This is a genomic window from Nocardia sp. NPDC004718 (assembly GCF_053601535.1).
In genome coordinates, this window is record NZ_JBSGCA010000155.1 from 1 (window position 1) to 1424 (window position 1424).

1 protein-coding gene and 1 pseudogene are annotated in these 1424 nt (G+C 61.8%); both read right to left on the reverse strand.

From position 1 onward, the window contains the following. Positions 1-26: 26 nt before the first annotated feature. Positions 27-1106 (reverse strand): IS3 family transposase, encoded by a 1080-nt coding sequence (locus tag ACWEH3_RS36060; RefSeq protein ID WP_450026609.1) that lies wholly within the window; start codon positions 1104-1106, stop codon positions 27-29. Next, a pseudogene (locus ACWEH3_RS36065) lies at positions 1019-1363 on the reverse strand (helix-turn-helix domain-containing protein); the annotation flags it as partial. The pseudogene ACWEH3_RS36065 and the gene ACWEH3_RS36060, both read right to left, overlap by 88 nt. Positions 1364-1424 lie beyond the last annotated feature (61 nt).

Here is a 1424-nt window from a genome sequence, read left to right on the forward strand (position 1 = left end):
CGAAAGTTGGACCTTGGAATTAAACCTTATGCGGCAGTAGAGGTTTGGGCGAGATACTCGTCGGGGCTGAGGTAGCCGAGCCGTTGTTGGATGCGGGTCGTGTTCCACCACTGCAGGTAGTCGGTCAGTCCGGCGTGGAACTCGTCAATGGTCGCGGGCTGCTGGATTCGGAACCATTCCTCTTTGAGATGGCTGAAGAATCCTTCCATGACGGCGTTGTCGAGGCACGTGCCCTTTCTGGACATGGATTGCGTGAGGCCGGCCTCGCGGAGCACGTCCTGCCAGAGGGGGTGGCGGTACTGAAATCCTTGATCAGAGTGAACCAGCGGTTTCTCACCTGACTGCAGGCTGTCGATCGCGGTGCGCAGGCCATCGGTGACCATCTTCACGCTCGGTGATGGCCCGGCCGCGGCAGAGATGACCCGGTTGTTATAGAGGTCGAGGACCGGCGAGACATACACCTTGGAGGTCCCGATCGCGAACTCGGTTACGTCGGTGACCCACTTGGTGTGCTTGGCCGCTGCGGTGAACTGGCGGTTCAGCACGTTGTCGGCCGCCTGGCCAACCTCGCCCCGGAAGGAGTTGTATCTCCGCCGACGGCGCACCGGGCATTGCAGGCCGAGCGTGCGCATCAGTTTCAGAACGGTCTTCTTCGAGACCCGCCATCCGCGACGCAGCAGGATCGCCAGGATGCGGCGGTGCCCGTATGCGCGTCTTGCCTCTTCAAAGGCTTGACCGATGGCTTCTTTCAGCTCAGCATGCCGATCCGCGCGGGCGATTCTGTTCCGGTGGTCGTAGAACGTTGACCGGGGAAGGTGCGCGATCTGCAGCAAGAGCGACAGCGGGTACTGCGCCTTGAGGTCTTCGACGGCTTGAACCTTCAGCGTCGTTCCTGTGACTTCAAGGCCCGCAATTTTCCCAGGTAAGCGACCTCTGCGCGCAACCGCTCGTTCTCTTTGCGCAGCGTCTCGATCTCGTTCTGCGGTGCAGGGGTTCCGCGATCGGTCGGGGGCCGGCCGCGTCTCTTGGGTCGCAGCCCGTCTTCGCCCTCGCGTCGATAGGTAGTCGTCCAGTTGGCGACGGTGCTGGGCGAGGGGAGCCCGTATTCCTCGGCGAGAGCCCGTCCCGACTCGCCCGCAACATGACGGAGCACGATCTCGAGCTTGGTCCCGAAGTCGTACTGCCTGCGTTCCCTCGTCACCAGCGCGTCCCGTCCTCTCAGTTGCCATCGCTGGTACAGCATTTGAACGGGGTTTGTGGCCAGGTCAAGCGACAAGGACGCGGACTTCGCGGTGAAGCCTTGTTCAAACAGTTCGACGGCCGAGACGGCGTCGGCCTGACTCAACGTGCTTCCCGAGTACATCGGCCTGCTCTCCTGAAGATGGACACTTACTTACGGTGTCCAACTTCTGGGGACCACTCCA